The 25821-nt window shown below is 38.5% G+C and carries 22 protein-coding genes; 14 read left to right on the plus strand and 8 right to left on the minus strand.

The genetic code is table 11. The features are described from left to right. Positions 1-60: 60 nt before the first annotated feature. The 7 genes from pyk (at position 61) to sdbB (ending at position 7092) form a co-directional block, all read left to right on the plus strand. The gene (gene pyk / locus B7721_RS06350) at positions 61-1566 is read left to right on the plus strand and encodes a pyruvate kinase (RefSeq protein WP_042902347.1); all 1506 of its coding nucleotides are present in this window, start codon (positions 61-63) and stop codon (positions 1564-1566) included. 160 nt (positions 1567-1726) lie between these two features. After that, positions 1727-2986: a UDP-N-acetylglucosamine 1-carboxyvinyltransferase gene (locus B7721_RS06355; RefSeq protein ID WP_049479008.1), complete on the plus strand. Its 1260-nt coding sequence runs from the start codon at positions 1727-1729 to the stop codon at positions 2984-2986. Between the two features lie 15 nt (positions 2987-3001). After that, the gene (locus tag B7721_RS06360) at positions 3002-3553 is read left to right on the plus strand and encodes a GNAT family N-acetyltransferase (protein WP_084878107.1); all 552 of its coding nucleotides are present in this window, start codon (positions 3002-3004) and stop codon (positions 3551-3553) included. Beyond that, positions 3546-4823 carry a CBS-HotDog domain-containing transcription factor SpxR gene (gene spxR, locus B7721_RS06365; protein ID WP_084878109.1) on the plus strand — a complete coding sequence of 426 codons (1278 nt, stop codon included), beginning with the start codon at positions 3546-3548 and terminating at the stop codon, positions 4821-4823. The genes B7721_RS06360 and spxR overlap by 8 nt, the downstream gene beginning before the upstream one ends. A 15-nt stretch (positions 4824-4838) precedes the next feature. After that, entirely contained in the window at positions 4839-5699 is an 861-nt protein-coding gene (locus B7721_RS06370; protein ID WP_084878111.1) for a methionyl aminopeptidase, read from the plus strand. A gap of 127 nt (positions 5700-5826) precedes the next feature. After that, positions 5827-6534: a thiol-disulfide oxidoreductase-associated membrane protein CcdA2 gene (ccdA2, locus tag B7721_RS06375; RefSeq protein ID WP_049518577.1), complete on the plus strand. Its 708-nt coding sequence runs from the start codon at positions 5827-5829 to the stop codon at positions 6532-6534. A gap of 12 nt (positions 6535-6546) precedes the next feature. Next, entirely contained in the window at positions 6547-7092 is a 546-nt protein-coding gene (sdbB, locus tag B7721_RS06380; RefSeq protein WP_084878113.1) for a thiol-disulfide oxidoreductase-associated lipoprotein SdbB, read from the plus strand. Positions 7093-7126: 34 nt separating this feature from the next. Here sdbB and pbp3 read toward each other — a convergent pair whose 3' ends face one another. Beyond that, the gene (gene pbp3, locus B7721_RS06385) at positions 7127-8368 is read right to left on the minus strand and encodes a D-alanyl-D-alanine carboxypeptidase PBP3 (RefSeq protein WP_002874503.1); all 1242 of its coding nucleotides are present in this window, start codon (positions 8366-8368) and stop codon (positions 7127-7129) included. Positions 8369-8472: 104 nt separating this feature from the next. On the opposite strand from pbp3, the gene B7721_RS06390 reads away from it, so the two are divergent. The 4 genes from B7721_RS06390 (at position 8473) to ffh (ending at position 13070) form a co-directional block, all read left to right on the plus strand. Beyond that, positions 8473-9582 (plus strand): AI-2E family transporter, encoded by a 1110-nt coding sequence (locus B7721_RS06390; protein ID WP_084878115.1) that lies wholly within the window; start codon positions 8473-8475, stop codon positions 9580-9582. A gap of 234 nt (positions 9583-9816) precedes the next feature. Further along, positions 9817-11013, plus strand: coding sequence for an elongation factor Tu (gene tuf, locus B7721_RS06395; RefSeq protein ID WP_001040720.1), 1197 nt, complete (start codon positions 9817-9819; stop codon positions 11011-11013). A gap of 141 nt (positions 11014-11154) precedes the next feature. After that, positions 11155-11487, plus strand: coding sequence for a putative DNA-binding protein (locus tag B7721_RS06400; protein ID WP_000402066.1), 333 nt, complete (start codon positions 11155-11157; stop codon positions 11485-11487). 11 nt (positions 11488-11498) lie between these two features. Continuing rightward, positions 11499-13070, plus strand: a complete 1572-nt coding sequence (ffh, locus tag B7721_RS06405; protein WP_084878117.1) for a signal recognition particle protein — start codon at positions 11499-11501, stop codon at positions 13068-13070. 82 nt (positions 13071-13152) lie between these two features. Here the strand turns inward: ffh and B7721_RS06410 are convergent, their stop codons facing one another. Genes B7721_RS06410 through B7721_RS06425 form a run of 4 tightly spaced genes read right to left on the minus strand, consistent with a single transcriptional unit; the run spans position 13153 to position 17674 of the window. After that, positions 13153-14151 carry a sensor histidine kinase gene (locus B7721_RS06410; RefSeq protein ID WP_084878119.1) on the minus strand — a complete coding sequence of 333 codons (999 nt, stop codon included), beginning with the start codon at positions 14149-14151 and terminating at the stop codon, positions 13153-13155. Next, positions 14141-14824 carry a response regulator transcription factor gene (locus B7721_RS06415; RefSeq protein ID WP_084878120.1) on the minus strand — a complete coding sequence of 228 codons (684 nt, stop codon included), beginning with the start codon at positions 14822-14824 and terminating at the stop codon, positions 14141-14143. Before B7721_RS06415 ends, B7721_RS06410 begins: the two co-directional genes overlap by 11 nt. A gap of 32 nt (positions 14825-14856) precedes the next feature. Continuing rightward, on the minus strand, positions 14857-16911 hold the full coding sequence (locus B7721_RS06420; protein WP_084878121.1) for an FtsX-like permease family protein: 2055 nt from the start codon (positions 16909-16911) through the stop codon (positions 14857-14859). After that, positions 16901-17674 carry an ABC transporter ATP-binding protein gene (locus B7721_RS06425; RefSeq protein ID WP_084878123.1) on the minus strand — a complete coding sequence of 258 codons (774 nt, stop codon included), beginning with the start codon at positions 17672-17674 and terminating at the stop codon, positions 16901-16903. Before B7721_RS06425 ends, B7721_RS06420 begins: the two co-directional genes overlap by 11 nt. 577 nt (positions 17675-18251) lie before the next feature. Between B7721_RS06425 and B7721_RS06435 the strand changes: the two genes are divergently transcribed. Further along, positions 18252-18458: a hypothetical protein gene (locus B7721_RS06435; RefSeq protein WP_239823804.1), complete on the plus strand. Its 207-nt coding sequence runs from the start codon at positions 18252-18254 to the stop codon at positions 18456-18458. Positions 18459-18545: 87 nt separating this feature from the next. Here B7721_RS06435 and B7721_RS06440 read toward each other — a convergent pair whose 3' ends face one another. The 3 genes from B7721_RS06440 to guaA all read right to left on the minus strand — a co-directional run bounded on the left by B7721_RS06440 (position 18546) and on the right by guaA (position 23552). Continuing rightward, positions 18546-19703 carry a hypothetical protein gene (locus B7721_RS06440; protein WP_049503282.1) on the minus strand — a complete coding sequence of 386 codons (1158 nt, stop codon included), beginning with the start codon at positions 19701-19703 and terminating at the stop codon, positions 18546-18548. 50 nt (positions 19704-19753) lie between these two features. Continuing rightward, positions 19754-21769 (minus strand): hypothetical protein, encoded by a 2016-nt coding sequence (locus B7721_RS06445; RefSeq protein ID WP_084878124.1) that lies wholly within the window; start codon positions 21767-21769, stop codon positions 19754-19756. 220 nt (positions 21770-21989) lie between these two features. Further along, the gene (guaA, locus tag B7721_RS06450; protein ID WP_061598474.1) at positions 21990-23552 is read right to left on the minus strand and encodes a glutamine-hydrolyzing GMP synthase; all 1563 of its coding nucleotides are present in this window, start codon (positions 23550-23552) and stop codon (positions 21990-21992) included. 140 nt (positions 23553-23692) lie between these two features. On the opposite strand from guaA, the gene B7721_RS06455 reads away from it, so the two are divergent. Together B7721_RS06455 and B7721_RS06460 are read left to right on the plus strand one after the other, a co-directional pair. Beyond that, positions 23693-24391 carry a GntR family transcriptional regulator gene (locus B7721_RS06455; RefSeq protein ID WP_042902338.1) on the plus strand — a complete coding sequence of 233 codons (699 nt, stop codon included), beginning with the start codon at positions 23693-23695 and terminating at the stop codon, positions 24389-24391. Between the two features lie 136 nt (positions 24392-24527). Then, complete coding sequence (locus B7721_RS06460) at positions 24528-25814, plus strand: peptidase U32 family protein (RefSeq protein WP_084878126.1); 1287 nt, start codon at positions 24528-24530, stop codon at positions 25812-25814. Positions 25815-25821 lie beyond the last annotated feature (7 nt).

The following is a 25821-nucleotide window of genomic DNA, read 5'->3' on the forward strand; positions in this document are numbered from 1 at the left end:
TTCATTAATTTGGTAACATGACCATAAAAGGTCGAATTATATAAAGGAGTCACAAAAATCATGAACAAACGTGTAAAAATCGTTGCAACTTTAGGTCCTGCGGTTGAAATCCGTGGTGGTAAAAAATTCGGTGAAGACGGATACTGGGGTGAAAAACTTGACGTTGAAGCTTCAGCTCAAAATATTGCTAAATTGATTGAAGCAGGAGCAAACACTTTCCGTTTCAACTTCTCACACGGTGACCACCAAGAACAAGGTGAGCGTATGGCAACTGTTAAACTTGCTGAAAAACTTGCAGGTAAAAAAGTTGGTTTCCTTCTTGATACTAAAGGACCTGAAATCCGTACAGAATTGTTTGAAGGTGATGCAAAAGAGTACTCTTACAAAACTGGTGAAAAAATCCGTGTTGCAACTAAACAAGGAATCAAATCAACTCGTGATGTGATTGCTTTGAACGTTGCTGGTGCCCTTGATATCTACGATGATGTTGAAGTTGGTCACCAAGTTTTAGTTGACGATGGTAAATTGGGTCTTCGTGTTTTCGCAAAAGACGATGCAACTCGTGAATTTGAAGTAGTCGTTGAAAATGACGGTATCATTGCTAAGCAGAAAGGTGTAAACATCCCTAACACTAAAATTCCTTTCCCAGCACTTGCTGAACGTGATAACGATGATATCCGTTTCGGTTTGGAACAAGGTATCAACTTCATCGCGATTTCATTCGTACGTACTGCAAAAGACGTTGACGAAGTTCGTGCAATCTGTGAAGAAACTGGTAATGGTCACGTTCAATTGTTTGCGAAAATCGAAAACCAACAAGGTATCGATAACTTGGATGAAATCATTGAAGCTGCTGACGGTATCATGATCGCTCGTGGTGACATGGGTATCGAAGTACCATTCGAAATGGTTCCAGTTTATCAAAAAATGATCATCACTAAAGTGAACGCAGCAGGTAAAGTTGTTATCACAGCAACAAACATGCTTGAAACAATGACTGAAAAACCACGTGCAACTCGTTCAGAAGTATCAGACGTATTTAACGCTGTTATCGACGGAACTGACGCTACAATGCTTTCAGGTGAGTCTGCAAACGGTAAATACCCACTTGAGTCAGTAACAACAATGGCTACAATTGACAAGAACGCACAAACTCTTCTTAACGAATACGGACGTTTGAACTCAGATACATTCGAACGTAACTCTAAGACAGAAGTTATGGCTTCAGCTGTTAAAGATGCTACTAACTCAATGAACATCAAATTGGTTGTTACCCTTACTAAGACTGGTCACACAGCTCGTTTGATTTCTAAATACCGTCCAAATGCTGATATCTTGGCATTGACATTCGACGAATTGACAGAGCGTGGATTGATGTTGAACTGGGGTGTTATCCCAATGTTGACTGAAGCTCCATCATCAACTGATGATATGTTCGAAATCGCTGAACGTAAAGCAGTTGAAGCAGGCCTTGTAGAATCTGGTGACGATATTGTTATCGTTGCAGGTGTGCCACTTGGCGAAGCTGTTCGTACAAACACAATGCGTATCCGTACAGTACGTTAATCTAACACAAAAACCTATCATTTCAGGCTGAAAAGTTTGAGTGATAGGTCTTTTTTTATCAAAATGAGATGGTATTTAGTAAATAGGAATGGGAAAAAACTGAAAATTATGATATAATAGAACGAAAAGACCTTTTTAGTAAATTTTGAAAGAGTAAAACATGAGAAAAATTGTCATCAATGGTGGACGTCCATTGCAAGGTGAGATCACCATTAGTGGTGCTAAAAATAGTGTTGTAGCGCTTATTCCAGCTATTATCTTATCAGATGATATTGTCACTTTAGATTGTGTTCCAGATATTTCAGACGTTGCTAGTCTTGTCGAAATCATGGAAATTATGGGGGCGACTGTTAAGCGTTATGAGGATGTCTTGGAGATTGATCCAAGAGGTGTTCAAAACATTCCAATGCCTTATGGCAAGATTAATAGCTTGCGTGCTTCTTATTATTTCTACGGAAGTCTTTTAGGTCGCTTTGGTGAAGCTACAGTTGGCCTTCCTGGTGGATGTGATCTGGGGCCTCGTCCGATTGACCTTCACTTAAAAGCCTTTGAAGCCATGGGTGCTAAGGTCAGCTATGAGGGAGATAATATGAATTTATCTGCCCAAGGTAAGGGGCTTCATGGCGCAAGTATTTACATGGATACTGTCAGCGTTGGAGCAACGATTAACACTATGATTGCTGCGGTTAAAGCTAAGGGACGCACTGTCATTGAAAATGCGGCTCGTGAACCAGAAATTATCGATGTTGCTACCCTTTTGAACAACATGGGGGCCCATATTCGTGGTGCAGGGACTGATATTATCATTATTGATGGTGTCGAGAAACTTCATGGAACTCGTCACCAAGTAATCCCAGACCGTATCGAAGCTGGAACCTATATTTCACTTGCTGCAGCGGTAGGAAAAGGAATTCGCATTAACAACGTTCTCTATGAACACTTAGAAGGGTTTATCGCCAAACTAGAGGAAATGGGCGTTCGTATGACGGTCTCAGAAGACAGCATCTTCGTTGAAGAACAGTCTGGTTTGAAGGCCATTAATATCAAAACAGCTCCCTATCCTGGGTTCGCAACCGATTTGCAACAGCCTATCACGCCACTTTTACTAACTGCCCAAGGTCGTGGAACCATTATTGATACGATTTATGAGAAACGTGTCAATCATGTCTTTGAGTTAGCAAAAATGGATGCGGATATTACGACTACAAATGATCACATTATCTACAACGGTGGTCGTAAGTTACACGGGGCAAGTGTAAAAGCTACAGACTTGCGAGCTGGTGCAGCACTTGTCATCGCTGGTTTGATGGCTCAAGGCCAGACTGAAATTACGAATATTGAGTTTATCCTTCGTGGCTACTCAGATATTATTGAAAAATTGCGTAGTCTTGGAGCAGATATTACACTCGTTGAAGACTAAGCCGTTGAGGTGGTTATGAATATTTGGACCAAATTAGCAATGTTTTCTTTTTTTGAAACGGAGCGCTTGTATTTGCGTCCTTTCTTTTTTAGTGACAGTAAAGCCTTTTATGAGATTGCTTCTGATCCAGAAAATCTGCAATTTATTTTTCCCAGCCAAGCAAGTTTAGAGGAGAGTCAATATGCTCTTGCCAACTATTTTATGAAGGCTCCTCTAGGTGTCTGGGCGATTTGTAATCAAGACAATCAGGAAATGATTGGTTCTATCAAATTTGAAAAGATCGATGAAATCAAAAAAGAAGCAGAAATTGGTTACTTTTTAAAAAAAGATTCTTGGTCACAAGGTTTTATGACAGAAGTAGTTACCAAACTATGTCAGCTTTCATTTGAAGAATTTGGTTTAAAACAATTATCCATCATCACTCATTTGGAGAATCAAGCTAGTCAAAAAGTAGCCTTAAAATCGGGCTTTAGCCTCGTACGACAGTTTAAGGGGAGCGATCGCTATACACGAAAAATGAGGGACTATCTTGAATTTCGATACATAAAAGGAGAATTCAATGAGTAAACACCAGGAAATTTTGTCCTATCTGGAAGAGTTGCCAATTGGGAAGAGAGTTAGTGTTCGCAGTATTTCCAATCACCTAGGTGTTAGTGACGGAACAGCCTACCGAGCTATCAAAGAAGCTGAAAATCGTGGCATCGTTGAAACTCGGCCACGTAGTGGAACCATACGAGTCAAGTCCCAGAAAGTGGCTATTGAGAGGCTAACCTATGCTGAGATTGCTGAAGTCACCTCCTCTGAAGTTTTAGCTGGTCAGGAAGGGCTTGAGAGAGAGTTTAGTAAATTCTCCATTGGGGCTATGACAGAGCAAAATATCCTGTCCTATCTCCATGATGGTGGTCTTTTGATCGTAGGAGACCGCACTCGCATTCAACTTTTAGCGCTGGAAAATGAAAATGCAGTCCTTGTAACGGGTGGTTTTCATGTCCAGGGCGATGTTCTTGAGTTGGCTAATAAAAAAGGGATTCCAGTTCTAAGAAGTAAACATGACACTTTTACAGTAGCGACCATGATTAACAAAGCCCTCTCAAATGTTCAAATCAAAACCGATATTCTGACAGTCGAAAAACTCTATCGTCCCAGTCACGAGTATGGTTTTTTGAGAGAAACGGATACGGTCAAAGATTATCTAGACTTGGTTCGTAAGAACAGAAGTAGTCGTTTTCCAGTCATTAACCAACATCAAGTGGTTGTCGGGGTTGTTACTATGCGTGACGCAGGAGATAAATCCCCCAGCACAACGATTGACAAGGTGATGACGCGAAGTATCTTCGTAACAGGTTTAGCGACCAATATTGCTAATGTCAGTCAACGAATGATTGCAGAAGACTTTGAGATGGTTCCCGTTGTCAGAAGTAACCAAACCTTACTCGGTGTCGTAACACGAAGAGATGTCATGGAAAAGATGAGTCGTTCCCAAGTTTCAGCTTTGCCAACTTTTTCAGAGCAAATCGGGCAAAAACTCTCTTATCATCATGATGAAGTCGTCATTACTGTTGAGCCTTTCATGCTGGAGAAAAATGGTGTCCTTGCTAATGGAGTCTTGGCTGAAATTCTCAACCATATGACCCAAGACCTCGTTGTCAATAGCGGACGTAATCTTATCATTGAACAGATGTTGATTTATTTCTTGCAAGCTGTGCAGATAGATGATACTCTGCGGATTCAGGCTCGGATTATTCACCACACGAGACGCTCAGCTATTATTGATTATGATATTTACCATGGTCATCAGATTGTTTCAAAAGCAAATGTTACGGTTAAAATTAATTAGAATCTAGGAGAAAAAATGATAACTTTAAAATCAGCACGTGAAATCGAAGCCATGGACAAGGCTGGTGATTTCTTAGCAAGTATCCATATCGGCTTACGTGATTTGATTAAGCCAGGCGTTGATATGTGGGAAGTTGAAGAGTACGTTCGTCGTCGTTGTAAAGAGGAGAATTTCCTTCCTCTACAGATTGGAGTAGATGGTGCAGTCATGGATTACCCCTATGCCACTTGTTGCTCTCTCAACGATGAAGTAGCTCACGCTTTTCCACGTCATTATATCTTGAAAGATGGCGACTTGCTCAAGGTTGACATGGTATTAGGCGGTCCAATTGCCAAATCCGATCTTAATGTATCTAAACTCAACTTCAACAATGTTGAGCAAATGAAAAAATACACCCAAAGTTATACTGGTGGTTTAGCAGACTCATGTTGGGCTTATGCGGTTGGTACACCGTCTGAAGAAGTGAAAAACCTGATGGACGTGACCAAGGAAGCTATGTATAAAGGGATTGAGAAAGCAGTTGTCGGCAATCGTATCGGTGATATCGGTGCGGCCATTCAAGAATACGCTGAAAGTCGCGGTTATGGTGTCGTACGTGATTTGGTTGGTCATGGTGTTGGTCCAACTATGCATGAAGAGCCAATGGTTCCTAACTACGGTATAGCAGGCCGTGGGCTCCGTCTCCGTGAAGGAATGGTACTAACCATTGAACCCATGATCAATACTGGGGATTGGGAAATTGATACAGATATGAAAACTGGCTGGGCTCATAAAACCATCGATGGCGGCCTATCTTGTCAATATGAACACCAGTTTGTGATTACAAAAGACGGTCCAGTTATCTTGACTAGTCAAGGTGAAGAAGGAACGTATTAAGATAAAGGGAGCTTAGCTCCTTTTTTTGTGTCAAATTTAGTCAAAATCAATAAGCGTAGCAGACTTCTTACAAATTTATTCTTTTGTAGTAAAATAGGATTAGAATTTTGAGAAAGTAGGTAATTCGTTGGAGTCGATTATATTTCTAGTATCCGTTTTTTTAGCAGGTATTCTGTCCTTCTTTTCACCCTGCATCTTTCCTTTGCTACCTGTTTATGCTGGTATTTTACTGGATGATCAGGGAAATTCGAAAAGCTTTCGATTTTTTGGAAGAGACGTTGCATGGTCTGGTTTAATTCGAACCTTGTGCTTTATTGCAGGAATCTCTCTCATTTTCTTTATTTTAGGATTTGGAGCTGGATTCCTAGGACACATGCTCTATGCAGACTGGTTTCGTTATGCTATGGGAATAGTCATTATTCTTTTAGGGCTTCATCAGATGGAAATTTTGCATTTCAATAAACTGGAAGTGCAAAAAACAGTCACCTTCAAAAAATCACAGTCGAATCACTATCTGTCAGCCTTTTTACTTGGGATAACCTTTAGTTTTGGTTGGACCCCTTGTATCGGACCGGTTTTAAGTTCAGTCTTGGCTCTAGCAGCTTCAGGTGGCAATGGTGCTTGGCAAGGAGCCGTGTTAACATTAGTATACACATTGGGAATGGCCCTTCCTTTCATTGTTTTGGCTCTGGCTTCGGGCTGGATTATGCCCTATTTTAGTAAATTAAAACCCCATATGATCCTACTAAAGAAAATCGGGGGAGCTTTGATTATTTTGATGGGATTATTATTAATGCTAGGGCAGTTAAATGCCTTATCAGGAATTCTTGGATAAAAGGAGAAAAAGATGAAAAAAGTTATTTTTGCTGGATTGAGCCTCATGTCTCTATTCTTGTTGATTGCCTGTGGTGAAAAAGAAACCAAACAGACAAGCAGTACAAAACAACCTGCTGTACAACAAATCGCAGTCGGTAAGGATGCACCAGACTTTACCTTGCAGTCTATGGATGGCAAAGAAGTGAAATTATCAGACTATAAAGGGAAAAAGGTCTATTTAAAATTCTGGGCTTCTTGGTGTGGACCATGTAAAAAAAGTATGCCTGAGTTGATGGAATTAGCTGCCAAACAAGATCGAGACTTTGAAATCTTGAGTGTCATCGCACCTGGTCTACAAGGTGAAAAAACAGTTCAAGACTTTCCAAAATGGTACCAAGAACAAGGCTACAAGGATATTCCAGTTCTATATGATACGCAAGCAACTACCTTCCAAGCCTACCAAATTCGTAGTATTCCAACGGAATACTTGATTGACAGTCAAGGTAAAATTGGAAAAATCCAATTTGGTGCTATTAGCAATGCTGATGCAGAAGCGGCTTTTAAAGAAATGAAATAAAATAAAGAAAAAATCGCGATTGTTCGCGATTTTTTTATAGTTTTTCATTGATAAAGCGGATAAATTGATTCCACCAAACCTTCAAAAAGAAGGCTTTTTCTACTTTCTTTTCAGAAACCATTTCAAAAGATGGTTTGTCGGAAGTGAGATAACCCTGGCCGACCAAATCCTGGTCATCATAGGTTAAAGTACCAACAACCTTGCCTTCTTCCAATGGAGCCATTTCTGATGTTGATTTCGGTGTGAATTGGAGAGCTGGTGTAGTACCGCTTCCGATGCGTTGGACGATGGAAATGTCTGACTTAGCGACAGCTGTCACATTATCTTCTTTACCATCCAGAACTGTTACTTTACTATCATTGTATGCTTCACCTTTCTGAACGACAGTTTTTAAGGCAAAGTTTGCAGAAATATAATCTAAAAGTGCAGAAGTAGCAGTAAAACGTGCATAAGGGTTGGTATCTTGTTGATCTGCATTCAAAACAACCGTAATAATACGCATCCCTTTCTCAACAGTTGTTCCAACGAATGAAGCACCAGCTTTATCAGTAGTACCTGTCTTTAGTCCATCAATACCACCACGATAGGCAGGCATTCCCTCTAACATATAGTTGGTTGAGTGGATTTCAAGCCCTGCAAAGGTAGAAGTTGGCTTTTTGGTGATTTCCAAAACTTGAGGATAATCTCGGATGAGGTTACGAGCGACGATTGCAACATCGTAGGCACTCAACTTGTTTTCATCGTCTTTTTTAGAACCAGGATAGATATTATCGCCCAGGGTCTCATTATTTAAACCAGTAGTGTTTACAATAGTTGCATCTTGAATTCCCCATTCAAGAAGTTTAGCCCTCATTTTGTCTACAAAGTCTTTCTCAGAACCAGCAATCTTTTCTGCTAGCGCAATTGCAGCGCTGTTTGCACTTGATACCATTGTAGCCTCTAATAGTTGTTCAACAGTATAATTTCGAGCTTCCATAGGGACGTTACTCGCCTCAGAATTAGTTGTAAGTTTGTAAGGATAGTCCGAAATATCAACAGGTGTAGATAGGCTGATAGTTCCTTGTTCCAGAGCTTCATAGACCAGATAAACTGTAACCAGTTTTGTAATAGAAGCAATTTCTACAGGCTGATTTGCATCTTTTTCATAGAGGATTTTTCCAGTTGTAGCCTCGACAGCAATAGCATGTTTAGCAGCAACATCAAACTCCTGAGCAGAAACAGTAGAAGCTGTTCCAAAAACCAAAAGTGTCATAAAAGATAAAATTATTTTTTTCATATTAGCTTTATTTTATCATAAAGAAAAAAAATATTCTCGCTTTTTTACTAAAGCCAACTTATCTTTTTCAGAAATATGGTAAAATAGAGAGAAGGAGGATACCTATGTTCCGTAGAAACAAATTATTTTTTTGGACAGCTGAAATTTTATTATTAACACTGATTTTCTATCTTTGGAGAGAAATGGGAGCCATCATTACTCCCTTCGTGACAGTTGTGAATACCATCATGATTCCATTTTTGCTTGGTGGATTTTTTTACTACATTACAAATCCAGTCGTTACTTTCTTAGAAAAGAGATGTAAGATCAATCGTCTAATTGGTGTCTTGGTCACTCTTTGTGCCTTGATTGGTGCTATCGTTGTAGGGGTCGTTTATCTCTTGCCGATTTTGATTAATCAGTTGACCAGCTTGATTATTTCTAGTCAAAATATCTATAGTAGACTACAAGATTTGATCATCGATTTGTCCAAGAATCCTGTCTTCCAAAATATAGATATTCAACAAACTATTCAACAACTGAATCTCTCCTATGTGGATATCCTCCAGAATATCCTGAATAGCGTCAGCAATAGTTTAGGAAGCGTCCTTTCAGCCTTGTTTAGTACAGTTCTGATTCTCATTATGACCCCTGTATTCTTGATTTATTTCTTGTTGGATGGTCATAAGTTGCTACCAATGTTGGAACGTACCGTCTTAAAGCATGACAAATTGAATCTTTCTAGCCTTTTAACCAATCTCAATACAACCATAGCACGTTATATCAGTGGAATTGCGATTGATGCGGTTATTATTGGATGTTTGGCTTATATTGGCTATAGCGTTATCGGATTAAAGTACGCCCTAGTTTTTGCTATTTTCTCTGGAATCGCAAATTTAATTCCTTATGTTGGTCCAAGTATTGGTTTAATTCCAATGGTGATTGCCAATGTGTTCACAGATCCTCATCGTATGTTGATTGCGGTTGCTTATATGCTTATTATTCAACAGATTGATGGAAATGTTCTCTATCCACGCATCGTTGGAGGGGTTATGAAAGTACACCCGATTACGATTTTGGTGCTCCTTTTACTGTCAAGTAATATCTATGGTGTCATAGGGATGGTAGTAGCAGTACCTACTTACTCCATTTTTAAAGAAATTACTAAGTTCCTAGCGAAATTATATGAAAACCATAAAGAAGCTAAGGAACTGGAAAAAACAGAATCAAATTAAAATCAGGGAGACCTGATTTTTTTGTTGAAAATACTATCTCCAAACAAAATAAGTTTGAATTCATATTGCCATAAAGAAGCAGAAGAACAGGATTTGATAAGATTTAGATTAATTCACAAAATATGTGTAAAACACTTGCAATTTAGCAGAAATTTGATAAAATAGTAAGGAAAGTTAGACTGTATTGCCTACTGTCTATCTATAAAATATATTTTATTGGAGGCTTTTACTCAAATGGCAAAAGAAAAATACGATCGTAGTAAACCACACGTTAACATTGGTACTATCGGACACGTTGACCACGGTAAAACTACTTTGACTGCAGCTATCACAACTGTATTGGCACGTCGCTTGCCTTCAGCAGTTAACCAACCTAAAGACTATGCGTCTATCGATGCTGCTCCAGAAGAACGCGAACGCGGTATCACTATCAACACTGCGCACGTTGAGTACGAAACTGAAAAACGTCACTACGCTCACATCGACGCTCCAGGACACGCGGACTACGTTAAAAACATGATCACTGGTGCCGCTCAAATGGACGGAGCTATCCTTGTAGTAGCTTCAACTGACGGACCAATGCCACAAACTCGTGAGCACATCCTTCTTTCACGTCAGGTTGGTGTTAAACACCTTATCGTCTTCATGAACAAAATTGACTTGGTAGACGACGAAGAATTGCTTGAATTGGTTGAAATGGAAATCCGTGACCTCTTGTCAGAATACGACTTCCCAGGTGACGATCTTCCAGTTATCCAAGGTTCAGCTCTTAAAGCTCTTGAAGGTGACTCTAAATACGAAGACATCATCATGGAATTGATGAACACTGTTGATGAGTACATCCCAGAACCAGAACGTGATACTGAAAAACCATTGCTTCTTCCAGTCGAAGACGTATTCTCAATCACTGGACGTGGTACAGTTGCTTCAGGACGTATCGACCGTGGTACTGTTCGTGTCAACGACGAAATCGAAATCGTTGGTATCAAAGAAGAAACTCAAAAAGCAGTTGTTACTGGTGTTGAAATGTTCCGTAAACAACTTGACGAAGGTCTTGCTGGAGATAACGTAGGTGTCCTTCTTCGTGGTGTTCAACGTGACGAAATCGAACGTGGACAAGTTATCGCTAAACCAGGTTCAATCAACCCACACACTAAATTCAAAGGTGAAGTCTACATCCTTACTAAAGAAGAAGGTGGACGTCACACTCCATTCTTCAACAACTACCGCCCACAATTCTACTTCCGTACTACTGACGTTACAGGTTCAATCGAACTTCCAGCAGGTACTGAAATGGTAATGCCTGGTGATAACGTGACTATCGACGTTGAGTTGATCCACCCAATCGCCGTAGAACAAGGTACTACATTCTCTATTCGTGAGGGTGGACGTACTGTTGGTTCAGGTATGGTTACAGAAATCGAAGCTTAATTCGATTTAGTTCCCAGAAGAACAATTATTTAAGTCAGACACTAAAAGAATCTTGCTTTGCAAGGTTCTTTTTTTATTCAAATTATCTTAGCAGGTCTTCTAGTATAGCGATATGATAGATTTTTTGGTATAATAAAGGTTATGGAAATCGAAAAAACCAATCGCATGAATGCGCTTTTTGAATTTTATGCTGCGCTTTTGACAGATAAGCAGATGAATTATATTGAACTCTACTATGCAGATGATTACAGTCTTGCGGAGATTGCTGAAGAGTTCGGTGTTAGTCGCCAAGCTGTTTATGACAATATCAAGCGGACAGAAAAGATTCTAGAAGATTATGAGATGAAACTGCACATGTATTCGGACTACATTGTCCGCAGTCAGATTTTTGACCAGATCTTGGAGCGTTATCCCAAGGATGACTTTCTGCAGGAGCAGATAGAAATTTTAACAAGTATTGATAATAGAGAATAAGAGGAAGAAAAATGGCATTTGAAAGTTTAACAGAACGTTTACAGAACGTCTTTAAAAATCTACGTAAAAAAGGAAAAATATCTGAGGCTGATGTCCAGGAAGCAACCAAAGAGATTCGTTTGGCCTTGCTTGAAGCCGACGTTGCTTTGCCTGTTGTAAAGGACTTTATCAAGAAGGTTCGTGAACGTGCAGTCGGACACGAGGTCATTGATACCCTCAATCCTGCCCAACAGATTATCAAAATCGTTGATGAGGAATTGACAGCTGTTTTAGGTTCCGATACGGCAGAAATTATCAAGTCACCAAAAATTCCAACCATTATCATGATGGTCGGTTTGCAAGGGGCTGGTAAAACGACTTTTGCTGGTAAGCTGGCTAATAAACTCAAGAAGGAAGAAAATGCACGTCCTTTGATGATTGCTGCGGATATTTACCGCCCAGCCGCCATCGACCAGTTGAAAACACTTGGACAGCAGATTGATGTTCCAGTCTTTGCTCTTGGAACAGAAGTACCAGCTGTTGAGATTGTTCGCCAAGGTTTGGAGCAAGCGCAAGCCAATCACAACGACTATGTCTTGATCGATACGGCAGGGCGTTTGCAGATTGATGAGCTTTTGATGAATGAGCTTCGTGACGTTAAGGCCTTAGCCCAACCAAACGAAATCCTCCTCGTCATTGATGCCATGATTGGTCAGGAAGCGGCCAATGTTGCGCGTGAGTTTAATGCTCAGTTGGAAGTGACTGGGGTTATTCTTACCAAGATTGATGGGGATACTCGTGGTGGTGCGGCTTTGTCTGTTCGCCACATCACTGGTAAACCGATCAAGTTCACTGGTACGGGTGAAAAAATTACAGATATCGAAACCTTCCACCCAGACCGTATGTCAAGCCGTATCCTTGGTATGGGGGATATGCTGACCTTGATCGAGAAAGCCTCTCAAGAATACGATGAGCAAAAAGCTCTTGAAATGGCTGAGAAGATGCGCGAAAACACCTTTGATTTCAATGATTTCATTGATCAATTGGATCAGGTGCAAAATATGGGACCAATGGAAGACTTGCTCAAGATGATTCCAGGTATGGCCAACAATCCAGCACTTCAAAACATGAAGGTGGACGAGCGTCAGATTGCGCGTAAACGTGCCATTGTATCTTCCATGACACCCGAAGAGCGTGAAAATCCCGATTTGTTAAATCCAAGTCGTCGCCGTCGTATCGCTGCAGGTTCTGGAAATACATTTGTAGAAGTCAATAAATTTATCAAAGACTTTAACCAGGCCAAACAGCTCATGCAAGGTGTCATGTCTGGGGATATGAACAAAATGATGAAGCAAATGGGAATCAATCCAAATAACCTTCCAAAAAATATGCCAAATATGGGAGGAATGGATATGACTGCCCTTGAAGGCATGATGGGACAGGGTGGCATGTCAGATATGTCAGCTCTTGGAGGAGCTGGAATGCCAGATATGAGCCAGATGTTTGGTGGTGGACTCAAAGGTAAAATCGGTGAATTTGCTATGAAACAGTCTATGAAACGCATGGCCAACAAAATGAAAAAAGCGAAGAAGAAACGCAAATAAAAAAGGAAAGCAGAAGTGCTTTCCTTTTTGGTATAAAATATGTGCTTCCTATGATTATGCAATTTTCTTAATAGAAAAATGACTAAATAGAAAGAGTGATTTCAAAGCCTTGCATCCATTCGGATTTTACTGTGATTTCGATTTTTAAAGCATCTGCTAATTGTTTGACCAGATAGAGGCCCATGCCTGTTGATTTTTTCCTTGTCTCTCCTGAATCACCTGTAAAACCTTTCTCAAAGATATGAGGGAAGTCACAAGCTTTAACTCCGCAGCCATTATCCCTAATAATCAGACTTGTACGTCCCTTGTCTTTTGATATATAAATATTAAGTTCGGGCTTGTCGGAGCTATATTTAATGGAGTTGGCTAGGATTTGAGAGAGGATAAATTCAAAGCTGCGTTGATCGGTGTAGCAGATTCCTTGTATGTTTTCTACCTTAATCGTAAATTTCTTTTCTTTGAGCAAGGGATCAAAGTTTTCCAAAAGATCTTGGATACACTCTTCTAGGTCAAGGTATTCAAATAGAAAATCATTTTTCTCACTTTTCACCCTGTAGTAGAATAGGATCTGTGATACATTTTCTTGGATTTGCTTTTTCACATAGTCCAACTTAAAAGCTGTATCCTCAGGCAACTGGTCGCTTTGATTGTCCAAAAGGAGGGAAAGAAGCGACAGAGGGAGTTTAATCTCATGCGCCCATTTTTCAACATAGTCCTCATACTCGGCTAGTAATGAGTTGAGTTTTCCTATTTCAGCCTGCTTTTGATAAAGTGTATCTGCTATTTTTTCAATGCTTTCTTTTTCTGAGGCACTTGATAAATGCAATAATTCAAGCTCAGTATCCGCCTTGGGATTGGCTATGAAGTCTTTATAGGCAGATGATTTTTTTCTTTCTGTTCTTATAAGTAAGAATGATAGGATGAAAAAAAGCAGGACGGTGGCTAAAATATAGAGAAGGATGAGGGCTTGAAACATTCTCACATCTGAAAGCCAAAGCAGGACAGCTGTAAATAGATCAAATGCTAAGAGAACAAGTAACCAAGGCAGATAACTAGTTAGATATTTTAGATTATGTTTCATCTGGACTTACCTCTTCAAGCTTGTAACCAATACCTCTGACGGACTTGACTTGAAGGGCAATGCCAGCCTGTTTCATCACCTTTTTGAGCCTTGCAATATTTACTTGAAGAGCATTTTCATCGATGAACTCAGTTGTGTTCCATAGTTTCATACTTAGTTCTTCTTTTGTGACGACAGGAGCATTAGTAACCAATAAGGTTTCCAACAATTTCCCTTGATTTTGGGGGAGTAAAATCGAGTGTCCATTGATATAAAGGGTATAGGTCTGTCTATCCAGCAGAAAATTATCTTTTTCAAGTAGATTTTGTCTGCCTTCATAGCGTTTCAAGATATTTTCTATACGTGCCAAAAATCTTTCTTTCTTGAAAGGCTTTGTTAAGTACTCGTCTGCCCCTAATTTCAGGGCGTAGATTTCATCTTTTAATTGTTCACGAGAGGTGAGAACCAATATGGGCACAGAGCGTTTGGACTTGAGATTTTTACAAATTTGAAAACCTGTTTCTCCCGGCAAATTCAAATCCAGTATGATTAGATCCGTATCGTATTGCAGCACTTGCTGGGTTGTATCTTTGAAGTCAGTCAACTTATCAACTTGATAACCCGCTTTCTCTAACAAGATGACAATTTCATCTCGAATCAAGGCTTCATCTTCAATTACCAGAATATGCTTCATATCGGTTCCTCCTTTTCCTATTTTATTCTACTTTATTCATCTCTTTTGGGTTCCATTAATGATAATAAATACTTGTTGCTATTTTTCTTTACAATTCTGATATAGATGACTTCAAAGCCAGCTAAGAGCAGTACGATCAGTATGGCTGTGATAAATTTTTGCCCCATAACCATTCTTGCGCTAGCGGGTACTATTCCTGTGAGGAGGGAGCTCACTCCGAAGCTACTACTGAGAAGTGCAATGGCTATTGGTAGACCGAAATACCAGTTGATTTGCTTTTCTGACGATTTACATAGAGTTTCGTAGTTGGCTCCGAGATGGATCAAGGTTTGGTATCGTCTGTAGGATTGTCTTTGTCCCATCAAAAATTGAACGCCGATGATTGTATTTGCGACAACAAGGAAGATGATAGCCAGATAGATAGTGATATAGCTGGCAGAGATAATGTAAAATAATTGTCTTCCCATATTTTGTATATAGCTTTCATAACCAAGAGAGGTTCGATTTAGCTTTTCATTGGTATCTGAGATAGCCTTCATCAAGCCCTTTTCTTTGACCAGCTCAGGAGCCAAGATAGCGCTGACATGGTTCGAGTAGCGACCGTCTGTATAGTTCATAAAGACTTCATCTGGGACTATGAGGGCAACAGAGAGAGTGATTTCACGATCCGTTACAATCGGTAAAGACTCCACCTGTCCAATCAATTTTACATCATTTCCCATGACGTTGATTTGAGGATTTGTCTTTAGGACAGAGTTGACGAGACTTTCATCTGGGAGAAAATCTTTCCCCATATACAAGTAGGCTTCCTTGCTAGTTAATTCTAGAGGAGGGAGATTGGCAGCCTTTCTAAGTTCATTATAATCGGAAACTGGTATGAGGTGGGAAGTAGTAGACTGTTTAAATCTTTGGAGCAAAATTTCCTTGTTCTTGCTGCCTTTTTGCTTTTTCAACTCATTGATGATCTCTTCGAAGGACACGGACTCGTTTTCTTTTGGTTTCCCGACTTTGATTTGTAGAATCTTTGAAAATTGTGATGCTAGTCCTGCTGTTTCAAGCTCTTTTTTTACTGTACTTACATCAAGATTTTCATCTGTATCCTGCTTGCTATCTCTAAATGTATAATCTAATACACGAGCCTGATTACCGGAATTGCCGCTTGCAATGGCAACACCTGCTCCAAAGAGGCATAAGGCAGAGAAGATTAAGAGTGAGCAGATGGCCAGTATAGTTGATCGTTGAATAACCAATTCCTGAATTTGTCTAAAATTATAGGTGTGGAGTTTTCGATTGCTACCAAGATTGACCAGAATGTCTATAAATAAACGCATACCAAAGAAGAGTAGGATAGTTCCTAGAGTTCCCAGGAAAACAGTGATGCCCATGGTTATGACACTTTCCCAAGCTCGTCCACTCATCCCCAAGTAATAGGCTGTTCCGAGAAGCAAGATTCCGAGGACGGAGGCAAGAAGGTATACCCCCTTGGGAAGTAGTTTCTTCATACCAGAAGGAGAATAGGCAAGAAGATCTCCGATTTCCTTATTGGCTGTTTTTGCACTTAAAAGAACAAAGACGACTAATTTAACAGCTAGGAAGCCGATGACTGTATAGAGTAGAGCTGTAGTAGATAGAGAAAATTGATGTTCAATAATCCCTAGTCCCACAATTTTAGCGGTTATTAGGCTGATTAGTTCTGAAATCAAGATTGAAATTGGAAGACCTATTCCAAGAGCAAGGACACTGTTTCTCAAATCCTCGAGCAGGAGTAGCAAGAACAGTCTGCTTCTTCGCATTCCCAGTGTGAGATAGACACCAAATTCATGTTTTCTTCTTTCCATCTGCATACTGCTTGCGAAGTAGACTAGAAAAAAGAGGATAAAGAGTGTCGCTACATAAAGAATCGGAATCATGCTAAAGAGTTTATTTACAGCGTCACTTTCTATTTGTTTTAGAAAGATCATCACATCTTGATGTGACAAAGAAAGGATGATGTAAAAGGAGATAATAGAAAGAACCATGGAACTGAAGTACAAGCCATTATTTTTTCGATCTCTCTTGCTATTTCTTGAGACTAATTTAGAAAACATTGCCATCACCTCCAGCTAGGGCTGCCATGACCTTTAGTATTCTGTGGTAAAAATCTTCCTGACTTTCTCTTGGATAATCGCGACGGATTTCATGGAATAGTTTTCCGTCCTGGATAAACAAGATGCGGTTGCAAAAGCTGGCTGCGACTGAATCGTGTGTCACCATGAGAATGGTGGTTTCTTCCACTTGATTCATTTCAGCTAATTTTTGCATCAAAATGGTCGCATTTTTTGAATCCAAAGCTCCTGTGGGCTCATCTGCAAATACAATCTTAGGGTCTAAAATCAAAGCACGCGCAGCAGCTACCCTTTGCCGTTGACCACCTGATAATTGAGAAGGGAACTTATCCAGAAGTTCAGAAATATCCAGATATTGGGAAAGTAATTCTAATCGAACCTTACTTTCGTTGGCATCGACCTTGTGCAAAGATAAGGGAAGTAGAATATTTTCTTTGGCTGTCAGATTGTCCAAAAGCTCAAAATTTTGAAAGAGGTAGCCGATTTCCTTGCCACGATAATCAGCTAACTGACTACCTTTTAACTGACCTAAATCCTTTTCTTGCATTTGAATGGATCCGTCAGTTGGTTTGATAATGGTAGCGAGACAGTTAAGAAGGGTTGTTTTCCCAGAACCACTGCTCCCCATAATCCCTAAGAATTCACCTTTGACAACTTGAAAAGATATACCGTTCAAGGCCTTGGTGCTATTCGGCTCTTTTCCATAATGCTTTTTTAATGATTCTACTCGTAAAATTGTTTCCATGTGAAACACCTCCATCTTTTGTTACTTTCATTATAATATGAATCAGAGTAGAATAACACTTACGGATGATGTAAGAAATCTTTATCATTAGGTTATTGGAGCTATACTTACTATATTATAGCATGGTTTCAAGGATTTAAAAAGAGGAGTTGAGAGTCGAGAAATTTTCCTAATATTGAAATTATAAAAAATAATACCACTGTAGTCCATGCTCCAGCAGTATTATTTTTTATTTTATAGGAAACTCTACTCCCACTCAATTGAGACTGGTATATCCCTATCCCTTGTAAATCAAGGGTTTAGAAGGGTTATATACTTCAATGGGGGGATTTTTCGGGGGGATTGATTTTTTCATATGTTGATTTCAATTAAATTTTACTCTTGTTTCTGATGCGGTTTGTATGGTAATTGCATTTGTAAGTAGTTGAGCTATCTCTTTATCAGCACCACTGTACAAGTACTAATGATAGTCAGCTATCAGGAACATATTCATACGAAAAAAGCGGTATTGATGGTTCTGAAATGGGATTCGAAGACGAAGAATTGACATTGCATTACGAACTAAAAGTAAGTGGTGATGAAAACATATTTAATATCAATCTCCTTTTCAGAGAGAGGCAATAATGTGAAGTACCTCTATTCCGAGAAAGTAGCTATTGATACAGACAAACAGATTATCAGTGATAACAATGGTACTGAGCTGAAATATTCAGTTTCTGGAGATTCTGTAACAATGCCTGATTTAGCAGGAGATAGTGGTGAAACAGTAACATTAAGTAAATAGAATAAACCAAAAAATAGAGCTTGATATGTAATCTATCAGGCTCTATTCTTGTAAGTTTGTAAGTAATATTTTATATTAATCATCTAATTACAGTTTTTTTACATTTTTTATTAATATTTCTGTATTGTCAATTAAAAATTTCCCATCATTATTACTAATAAACTCATTGATATATTTAAGAATACAAACATAATGATTATAGTAAACGTTATATGTATTTACATCTAAACAGAAGTGAGTTAAAGCAAATTTAACATGGTCAGTTCGTTTAATATCGGTGAAATCTACGATTTTTGCTCTATTGGCATCAATTTTCTTTCCTAGAGCATATCTATTTGGAATTTCGTTATTATCACTATTATGAATGATACTATAGTCATTCATAATGGGTGTATTTACTTTAAAATTTTCAAAAAAATGTTCTCTATTAATAAAAAGATTATGGGATTTTAATTCCTTAATTAATTTAATAATGGGTACATACAGGTTTGTGTTAAACATATTAATAGAGGTGATTCTATCTAACTCGTTTGTTAATATTTTAATTTGCTCGTCATAGCTTGTAAATAAGTTAAAACCCAGCAATTCATGCGAAAGTAGTCTATTTATTTCTGTAGGAGTCATATTTAAAACATTAGTAATTGCTTCAAAAGAGCAGACAGTTTCACTTCCATATAAAACCTTTATAATTCTTGATATGATATTAATAAAGCATGAATAGATTTTTATACTATAAAAGTCACTAACTTCTTGGACTTGTTCTAAAGTATAGTAATTCTTATCAATTATTTGTTTAAATATATCAGCTAACTTTTTCCTTGTTTCGGAAATATTGGATGTTTCATAAGTTAGAATTCGTCTATTACGTAAATCGAAAGGTAGTTCTGAAACATCGCCAAAATCAGAATTGAACACACAAATAACTCTATCCCACCCTAGACACTTTACTGCATATCCTAATTCAAATAATACGTTAGGGTTAGGAGTTCTTTTACCATTTAAACTACTGTTTATAATTGATATATCTGCTATAAATAGGCCACACTTATCAATTTTGGTTAATATTGAATCAACAATATCTGGACTACCTAGAACACCTTTTGTATCTCTGTCAATTTCAGTGATAAGAGAGTACGGAGAATCTTGGTTCATTTTTTTCAATGCTAATTTTATAGAATTCTCAATTAAATTTCTATTTGTTTTATTCGGTAAGTCAGATTGCCATGAAAAGAATATTGTAGTCATAAAAAGCTCCGATAGTTAATCAGTAGAATATTATTTGTGAATGAATTTGGTTAGCAATAACTACGATGTTTGAGTTCCTCATTTATTTTGATAATATAGAAAATTAATATGAGCAGAATGAGATGATATTCATACTCATATTGCTGAATAGAATCATAAATAGGTACTCCATGCAAATACTTATTTCTGATTCCCCAGCTATTGTCATATGATTTGTTATTTAGGACAAAATTCAAATAATTAATTTCTTGAATTGAAAATAAGGTATCCGAAAATATTAACCATCCATTATCAAGCATCCTATCAGCACTGAGTTTTTCAGATTCAGATAAAGATATACTATTAACAGAGCCATATAAGAATATTTTTTCTAAAAGACTTATTTGGGACATATCTTTAAAAGATATAACACCTGTATCATTTTGGCAAATTCCAGCATCTATTAGTAGTTTTATGTAATCTATTTGATATTCATGAAAATTTGCATAACTCAAGCATTGTTGTGAAATTAATTCCTTAAAGTTGCTTCCTTTGTATTCCTCATTAATAAAATGAATAGGACTTTGGTCAGAGAATAATAAATTAACAATCTGTTGAATATTATTATCTGAATTATTCATTGAGAAGTATTTTCTTTTAGTAAAACTCTGCAAAGATTCAATTGAAGGAGTAGAAGTAATATTATATAAATTTACACCAATAAGCCCTTCTTCACTCAATAATTTGTATTGTTTTCTTAATGATTCTTCGATTCTAAAAAGTGTTGCTGTTTTATTTCCCGTTGTTTCTGAAATTGAAGGCACATCAAAATGTATCCAATCAATACCGTACTGATTAGTCAGGAAAATATCGAAAAACCAAGTAATGAAATCTTCAATTCTTAGACTGAATTTCTGTAGTATTTTTGATAAAGCAATCAGTTTCATCACGTATAGTTGATGCTTGACTGAGAAGTAAAAACCAAATTTATAGTGATTTCTAGTCGAAATGCCTAACGTTCTTTCAAGTACCCCCATCTCTAATTGAGGAAAGCTTGCTAATGCAAAAGTACCAACACTTGTGCTCAGTTCAAAGTCTTTACAAAAATAGTCTAATATATTTTGAAAATTATGTTTTTCAAAAAGTTTAGCACTATCTATAAAAGTTGATAATGTATATTCATATTGTTTTGGCCTAGCTCCACCTGTTGCGACTGCAATAGGATTATACAAACCTTTTTCAATTCCCTCAATATGAAGCTCCCTACTCTTTTTAATTGCGTAATAGTACGCTTCCTTCTTTGTATATACTCTAATATCAACTTGAATTCCAAAATCCTTATCATTAAAACTAGAATTAAATTCTTGAATTTTTTTGTCAATCAACAGTTTTTGTTTATCTGTAAGTTGAAAGTATCTATTCTTATCGAAACCTTTTATAGGGTTTCTTAAAATTTTTAAATAATTTATATTCACATCGGGGTCACAAATATATTTTTCAATTAAATCATTCCACTCTAAATTTGTGATATTACTTGGGATAACATTTTTACATGAATTTGAATCTACAAAATTATCGAGTAATATTTCAAGATGAGAGGGTGAACTCAGAAAAAATTGCTTAATGAAAGTAGGATACTTTTTTAGAAAATAGGTATTTTTTAAGAGATGACATAAATGTAGATTGGATTCTATAAAATATTGCACAAACTCTACTTCACTAATTTTTTGACCATAGTTAAATAATGTAAATATCTCAAAAAAGTCTTCACGATAGTTATATTCGCTTTGTAGAAGTTTTATGTTATTTAAAATCTCATCTTTCGGAGCAGAACCAAAATAATTATTTTGTAGTTGAATCATCGAAGGAAGAGATTTCTTTATTTCTTCAATATAGCTTAGCGACCAGTCAATTGAAAAAACCTCATTTTCTATGAATTTGATAATATTATAAAATTCAAGGGCTTCCAAAAAAGAATTTAGGCTATAAGAATTCGATAAATAAGCATCTAAAATTTCTTGAATTCTTGGAAAATAGAAACCGATAGATAAGTCATTTACATCATAAAATTTTACTCTAGAAATCATATATATTTTTTACATTTGAAAAATAAAATTACGTGCTATAAAAATACTTTGTACTTTTTATTATAAAAATCCCTCCAAAAATGTTGGTCAAAAAAATTTTTAACTAACTTTTCGGGGGGATTTAGGGGGGAATCAAGCGAAGATACACCCTTTTTAGACTATTTTGTTCCTGCTAAACTGCTGTAGAATCGCTATTTTGAAGGTAAAGCAAGCCTCTCCATTATTCCCACTCAACAGTTGCAGGTGGTTTACTTGTAATGTCGTAGACGATACGGTTAACGTGATCCACTTCATTTACGATACGTACAGAAATCTTTTGAAGGACTTCCCAAGGGATCTTTGCAAAGTCAGCTGTCATACCATCGATAGAAGTGATCGCACGAATGGCGATGGTGTAGTCATAAGTACGACCGTCACCCATAACACCGACTGAACGAACGCCTGTGTTGACAGTAAAGTATTGCCAGATATCGCGGTCCAGACCAGCTTTAGCGATTTCTTCACGAAGGATAGCATCAGACTCACGAACAGTTTCTAGTTTTTCTTCAGTGATTTCACCCATGACACGGATAGCGAGTCCTGGTCCTGGGAATGGTTGACGCCATACGATGTGGTCTGGCATACCAAGCTCTGTACCGAGGGCACGGACTTCGTCTTTATAAAGAGTGTTCAATGGTTCAATCAGTTCAAACTGCATGTCTTCTGGAAGACCACCCACGTTGTGGTGTGATTTGATGGTTTGAGCAGTATCAGTTCCAGACTCAATTACGTCAGTGTATAGTGTTCCTTGAGCAAGGAATTTTACATCTTTTAGCTTGCTAGCTTCGTCATCAAAGACATAAACAAATTCATTACCGATGATTTTACGTTTTTGTTCAGGGTCAGAAACGCCAGCAAGTTTGTCAAGGAAGCGTTTTGCAGCGTCTGCTTTGACGATATTCAAACCGAACTTACCACCAAGCATGTCCATAACTTGGTCAGCCTCTCCCTTACGGAGAAGACCGTGGTCTACAAAGATACAGATCAATTGATCACCGATCGCTTTTTGAAGAAGAACTCCAACAACAGAAGAGTCAACACCACCTGATAGACCGAGAAGAACACGCTTGTCACCTACAGTTTCACGGATTTTCTTGATCTGCATATCGATGAAGTTGTCCATTGACCAGTCACCCTTAGCTTTACAGATGTTAAGGGCAAAGTTGCGAAGGATATCATTTCCGTATACAGAATGGCGAACTTCTGGGTGAAATTGGATTCCATAGATGTGTTTGTCAGGGTTTTCAATAGCTGCATAAGGACAGTCAGCAGAGGTTCCAGTACGAACGAAATCAGCTGGAATCTCTGTAACAGCATCGCCATGGCTCATCAAAACAATCTGTTCTTCAGGAGTCCCTTCAAAGAGGGCAGAAGTGGTATGGGTAAGTGGTGATTGGCCATACTCGCGGTTACCAGCATCACCTGCAGGAACAACTTTTCCTCCAAGTTTATGAGTTAAAAGTTGCATACCATAGCAGATTCCCAAAATTGGAATGCCAAGTTCAAAAATTTCTGGGTCAATATCAAATGAACCATCTTCGTATACAGAGTTTGGTCCACCAGAGAGGATAATCCCTACAGGGTTAATCGCACGAACCTCTGCGGCTGAGATTTTGTGACTTTTTAACTCTGAAAAAACACCGATTTCACGAATACGGCGTGAAATTAGCTGGTTGTATTGGCTACCATAGTCCAGCACGATGATTTTTTCGACATCTTGCAAGTCAGTTGAAATGTTGCTCATCTTTTTCCTTTCTCAAAAGAAATATCTTTTTCAATATTCTATCACAAATAGGGGCGAATTACCAACTAAACAAGGCAAAGTTTGACTTTTTCTTAGCAAATACGGTACAATGGAGAAAATAAAGAAAAGAAGTGAGAATCATGTTACCAGCTTATATGAAAATCCACGATCAGATCAAGAAGGATATAGATGAGCATCATTGGAAAATTGGTGAGAGACTTCCAAGTGAGCGAGATTTAGCGGAACAGTTTCAAGTTAGCCGGATGACATTACGTCAGGCTATCTCTCTCTTGGTTGAGGAAGGAGTTTTGGAGCGTCGTGTAGGAAGTGGGACTTTTGTCTCTAGCACTCGTGTCCAAGAAAAAATGCGGGGAACGACTAGTTTTACGGAGATTGTCAAATCTCAGGGGAAAGTTCCTTCTAGTCAACTCATTTCTTACAGAAGAACCATTCCAAATGAGCAAGAGGTCGCTAAGCTAGGGATTGCTCCGACAGAGAATATTATCCGCATGGAACGGGTGCGTTACGCTGACCAAGTTCCACTAGTCTATGAAGTCGCATCCATTCCTGAGAAATTTATCAAGGATTTCAAAAAAGAAGAAATCACCAGTCACTTCTTTCAAACCTTGCAACAACATGGCTATCGGATTGGCAAATCCCAACAGACCATTTATGCAAGATTGGCTAAGGAAAAGATTGCTCACTATCTAGAAGTCGAAAAGGGGCATGCCATTTTAGCCTTGACTCAGGTCTCTTATCTTGAAGATGGGACGGCTTTCGAGTATGTAAAGAGTCAATACGTGGGCGAACGCTTTGAATTTTATCTTGAAAATAACTAGTCTAGAAAGGCTAGTTTTTTGTTTTAGAAAAGATTAGAATTGTCAAAACAATCTGTCTAGGCTTGATTTTATCCATTATTTACTATAAAATGAGAAGGAAAAACGTCAAACTTTTATATTGCAAATAGGAGAAAAAATGACAAAAACATTAAAACGTCCTGAGGTTTTATCACCTGCAGGGACTTTAGAGAAGCTGAAAGTAGCTGTTCAATATGGTGCGGACGCAGTCTTCATCGGCGGACAGGCCTATGGTCTTCGTAGCCGTGCTGGAAACTTCACCTTTGAACAGATGGAAGAAGGCGTGCAGTTTGCTGCTAAGTACGGCGCCAAGGTCTATGTGGCTGCTAACATGGTTATGCACGAAGGAAATGAAGCTGGTGCTGGAGAATGGTTCCGTAAGTTGCGTGACATCGGAATTGCCGCAGTTATCGTGTCAGATCCAGCCTTGATTATGATTGCAGCAACTGAAGCACCTGGTCTTGAAATCCACCTTTCAACCCAAGCCAGTGCGACCAACTATGAAACTCTTGAGTTCTGGAAAGAACTTGGTCTAACTCGAGTGGTTTTGGCCCGTGAAGTTTCAATGGAAGAATTGGCAGAGATTCGCAAACGTACTGATGTTGAGATTGAGGCCTTTGTCCATGGAGCCATGTGTATTTCTTACTCAGGTCGCTGTACGCTCTCAAATCACATGAGTATGCGCGATGCCAACCGTGGGGGCTGTTCTCAGTCTTGCCGTTGGAAATATGACCTCTACGACATGCCTTTTGGTCAAGAACGTAAGAGTCTTAAAGGTGAAATTCCAGAAGAATTTTCAATGTCAGCCGTTGACATGTCCATGATTGACCATATTCCGGATATGATCGAAAACGGTGTAGACAGTCTCAAGATTGAAGGCCGTATGAAATCTATTCACTATGTTTCAACTGTGACCAACTGTTACAAGGCGGCTGTAGATGCTTATCTCGAAAGTCCTGAGAAATTTGAAGACATCAAGCAAGACTTGGTGGACGAGATGTGGAAGGTTGCTCAACGTGAATTGGCAACAGGTTTCTACTACGGTACGCCGTCTGAAAATGAACAGTTATTTGGCGCTCGTCGTAAAATTCCTGAATACAAGTTTGTCGCTGAGGTGGTAGCGTATGATGATTCGACTCAAACGGCAACCATTCGTCAACGGAATGTCATCAACGAAGGCGACCAAGTGGAGTTTTATGGACCAGGTTTCCGTCATTTTGAGACTTATATCGAAGATCTTCATGATGCCAAGGGCAATAAAATCGATCGCGCTCCAAATCCAATGGAACTCTTGACCATTAAGGTTCCACAACCTGTTCAAGCAGGGGACATGGTCCGCGCGCTCAAGGAAGGTCTTATCAATCTCTATAAGGAAGATGGAACCAGCGTCACAGTTCGTGCCTAGAGAAGGA

Source organism: Streptococcus oralis subsp. oralis (assembly GCF_002096445.1).
GTDB classification, from domain to species: domain Bacteria; phylum Bacillota; class Bacilli; order Lactobacillales; family Streptococcaceae; genus Streptococcus; species Streptococcus oralis_N.

Excerpts from the sequence above, each read along its gene's own strand:
- B7721_RS06435 (WP_239823804.1), top strand. The coding sequence starts at position 18,252 with ATGAAAACATATTTAATATCAATCTCCTTTTCAGAGAGAGGCAATAAT.
- guaA (WP_061598474.1), bottom strand. The coding sequence starts at position 23,552 with ATGAGCAACATTTCAACTGACTTGCAAGATGTCGAAAAAATCATCGTG.
- B7721_RS06415 (WP_084878120.1), bottom strand. The coding sequence starts at position 14,824 with ATGAAGCATATTCTGGTAATTGAAGATGAAGCCTTGATTCGAGATGAA.
- B7721_RS06455 (WP_042902338.1), top strand. The coding sequence starts at position 23,693 with ATGTTACCAGCTTATATGAAAATCCACGATCAGATCAAGAAGGATATA.
- B7721_RS06410 (WP_084878119.1), bottom strand. The coding sequence starts at position 14,151 with ATGAAACATAATCTAAAATATCTAACTAGTTATCTGCCTTGGTTACTT.
- spxR (WP_084878109.1), top strand. The coding sequence starts at position 3,546 with ATGAGTAAACACCAGGAAATTTTGTCCTATCTGGAAGAGTTGCCAATT.
- B7721_RS06460 (WP_084878126.1), top strand. The coding sequence starts at position 24,528 with ATGACAAAAACATTAAAACGTCCTGAGGTTTTATCACCTGCAGGGACT.
- B7721_RS06355 (WP_049479008.1), top strand. The coding sequence starts at position 1,727 with ATGAGAAAAATTGTCATCAATGGTGGACGTCCATTGCAAGGTGAGATC.
- ffh (WP_084878117.1), top strand. The coding sequence starts at position 11,499 with ATGGCATTTGAAAGTTTAACAGAACGTTTACAGAACGTCTTTAAAAAT.
- tuf (WP_001040720.1), top strand. The coding sequence starts at position 9,817 with ATGGCAAAAGAAAAATACGATCGTAGTAAACCACACGTTAACATTGGT.
- B7721_RS06390 (WP_084878115.1), top strand. The coding sequence starts at position 8,473 with ATGTTCCGTAGAAACAAATTATTTTTTTGGACAGCTGAAATTTTATTA.
- B7721_RS06400 (WP_000402066.1), top strand. The coding sequence starts at position 11,155 with ATGGAAATCGAAAAAACCAATCGCATGAATGCGCTTTTTGAATTTTAT.
- B7721_RS06370 (WP_084878111.1), top strand. The coding sequence starts at position 4,839 with ATGATAACTTTAAAATCAGCACGTGAAATCGAAGCCATGGACAAGGCT.
- B7721_RS06445 (WP_084878124.1), bottom strand. The coding sequence starts at position 21,769 with ATGATTTCTAGAGTAAAATTTTATGATGTAAATGACTTATCTATCGGT.
- B7721_RS06360 (WP_084878107.1), top strand. The coding sequence starts at position 3,002 with ATGAATATTTGGACCAAATTAGCAATGTTTTCTTTTTTTGAAACGGAG.
- B7721_RS06440 (WP_049503282.1), bottom strand. The coding sequence starts at position 19,703 with ATGACTACAATATTCTTTTCATGGCAATCTGACTTACCGAATAAAACA.
- sdbB (WP_084878113.1), top strand. The coding sequence starts at position 6,547 with ATGAAAAAAGTTATTTTTGCTGGATTGAGCCTCATGTCTCTATTCTTG.
- B7721_RS06420 (WP_084878121.1), bottom strand. The coding sequence starts at position 16,911 with ATGTTTTCTAAATTAGTCTCAAGAAATAGCAAGAGAGATCGAAAAAAT.
- B7721_RS06425 (WP_084878123.1), bottom strand. The coding sequence starts at position 17,674 with ATGGAAACAATTTTACGAGTAGAATCATTAAAAAAGCATTATGGAAAA.
- pyk (WP_042902347.1), top strand. The coding sequence starts at position 61 with ATGAACAAACGTGTAAAAATCGTTGCAACTTTAGGTCCTGCGGTTGAA.
- pbp3 (WP_002874503.1), bottom strand. The coding sequence starts at position 8,368 with ATGAAAAAAATAATTTTATCTTTTATGACACTTTTGGTTTTTGGAACA.